Origin of the sequence: Mesorhizobium sp. M2A.F.Ca.ET.042.01.1.1, from assembly GCF_003997405.1 — a bacterium.
GTDB lineage: Bacteria > Pseudomonadota > Alphaproteobacteria > Rhizobiales > Rhizobiaceae > Mesorhizobium.
This window is the reverse complement of sequence record NZ_RZRX01000478.1, coordinates 1-2,301: the sequence shown is the minus strand read 5'-3', so window position 1 is coordinate 2,301 and position 2,301 is coordinate 1. Positions and strand designations below refer to the sequence as shown.

Genomic DNA, 2,301 nt, shown 5'->3' with positions numbered 1-2,301 from the left:
CCTTCATGATGTATCCCAGTATGGCGGTGGTCCGGTGACGCCGTCGAAGACTTCGATGACAATCATCTGCCCTTGGTGACAGGCCGGGCATTGCCGCAGGGAGTGGCCCGTAAGGTCCTCGTAGCGGTCGCGATAGTCCCTTTCGATCGGCTCAACCGACGGCTCGGGATCCGGCATGCCGAGCAGGTCGCGGCAGCGGGCAAGCTTTTGCGCGCGATGGCGATTGCCGAGAAAGCCGTAATAGCGGATGCGATGGAAGCCCTCGGGTAGGACGTGAAGCAGGAAGCGGCGGATGAACTCGTCGGCCGAGACGGTCATGACCTTCTGCCGATCGCCATGCCGGTAGTCCTTCCAGCGGAAACGAACGGCGCCATCCTCGATGTCGACGAGGCGGCTGTTGGGCGACGCGGTGCGTGTAGCGGCCGACGTAGTCGAGGACCTGTTCGGGCCCGGCGAAGGGCGGCTTGGCGTAAGTCACCCTTGCGACAGGCTAAGCCCTGGAAAGGAGAATGGAATGCCCGCTTACGAAAGAGTCAGCGCCCGAGACTGTTGGTTTAACGTGCCCGGGCTTAGCGCCAGCCATGTTAGTCCTGGAGAATGAAGAGAATTATCAACAGCGATCCGCGTTAGACAATTCAACAAGTTTGTGGTGGCCTGGCAGGAGGCGCGCGAGACCGCCTATCCATGATAGAGCCTGTATCAACAATGCCGACCGAACGGCCACTTTATTTGTACGCGACCACGATGAGGCGCGGGCCATTGGATGTGAACTCTGCGCCTTCCTGCCCATAAGCTTCGACATGATCGAACCCAGCGCTTCGCAACATGCGAACACATTCCGAAAACCCGTATTGTCTAATGGAAAGACGCGTGCGTCTTACGCAACCACCGCGGACGACGATCCGATCACAGTTTCGACGATCGGTCAGCGCGTCGTTGTTTATTATATCGATCCTTAGATCATCATCGCGCTGCACGATCTCGTAGCTAGGAGAGTGCTCGCGCAGCAAAAAGAAGCGATTGATCTGATCGATCAGCAGGCGTCCGCCCTTTTGAAGGGACGCGGCGGCCTCATGAAGCACTCTTTCATTATCAGCTTCATCGAAATAACCAAACGTCGTGTACCACAGAAAAGCAGCGTCGAACCGATCCCGCCAAGGGAGTGAGCGCATATCCCCGCATACATATTCAACATCTATACGGCGCTCAGCTGCATCTGCTTCGGCTTTTTTCAGCAAAATCGGTGAGAGATCAAGCCCGGTTACCCGCGCTCCTTTTTCGGCCAACCTGTTGGTAATCCGCCCGTAACCGCATCCAAGTTCAAGGACGGAGTCGTCATGTCCAAGCGAAAGAAGCTTCCAGATCGCCTCTGCTTCCCTGTCGCTTCTCTCTGGAGGGTTGACCAGATCAGAAAAATACAAATAATCATCGCTGAAATATGATTCAAGTTCCCGATCGGAAAGCGGTGTTGACTCGCTGCTCATGTGCTTCTCCTTATTGAATGCTGGTTTTGTTATTTACTGCACGTTCTTTAGGGGCATCCTGCTAAGAGTCCGAACCATGCGAAGAAGCGCTCTAAGCGCGTTTCCATCTCCGACGTTAGGTGGACAGCCGAGCCAACATTCGCTTTTGATTCAAAAGGGAATGCCACCTTTGCCTCTCAAGCTGGGGACGCAATGTGCAAATTAATCAGCAAGTCGGCCGGGCCGACTAGGATTGCTTGTCCTGTCACGTCGGTCTCAGCTATCGGCCTGCTGGAGCCCGCATCGGAACGGATCGGGCAAATGGCTCCTCTCCTTGGCAGGTTAGGAATTCAATCGCCACCATCACGCTCGGCCTTAGCGCAGCGGCTGCCACGAAGTCCTTGCCGCGACAATAAAATATCAAGTTGCGCTATTTGCGCGCGACAACCACGAGGCGCGGGCCGTCAGGTGAAAATGCCGCGCCGTCCTCTCCATAAGCGTCAACGGCTTCGAATCCCGAGCTTCGCAACATGCGAGCGTATTCTGCAAATCCATAAAGCCTGAAATAAAGATGCGTTCGTCTCACGCGCCCATTTCGGAAAATCAGCCTTTCGCAATGCCGCCGACCGGTTAGCACGTCGTTGCTCATCATATCGATTCTAAAATCGTCATTCCGCTGTGTAACGTAGCAGGTAGGTGCTTCGTGACTTGGCACGGCGAAAGTATTGACGTGATCGATTAGCAGGCGCCCGCCCTTTCGAAGGGAAGATGCCGCTTCACGAAGAACTTTCTCATTGTCCGCGTCATCGAAATAGCCAAACGTCGTGTACCACAGAAA

At 55.1% G+C, this 2,301-nt stretch carries 2 protein-coding genes and 1 pseudogene; all 3 read right to left on the bottom strand.

Features of this window, described 5'->3' with window-relative positions; translation table 11 throughout:
• Positions 1-3: 3 nt before the first annotated feature.
• Positions 4-478: pseudogene (locus EOA23_RS33920) on the bottom strand (transposase); the annotation flags it as partial.
• Between the two features lie 247 nt (positions 479-725).
• Positions 726-1,484 (bottom strand): class I SAM-dependent methyltransferase, encoded by a 759-nt coding sequence (locus tag EOA23_RS33915; protein WP_127307252.1) that lies wholly within the window; start codon positions 1,482-1,484, stop codon positions 726-728.
• Between the two features lie 409 nt (positions 1,485-1,893).
• Positions 1,894-2,301: hypothetical protein (locus EOA23_RS36160; protein WP_210212521.1), on the bottom strand; the 408-nt coding region annotated here is incomplete at its 5' end.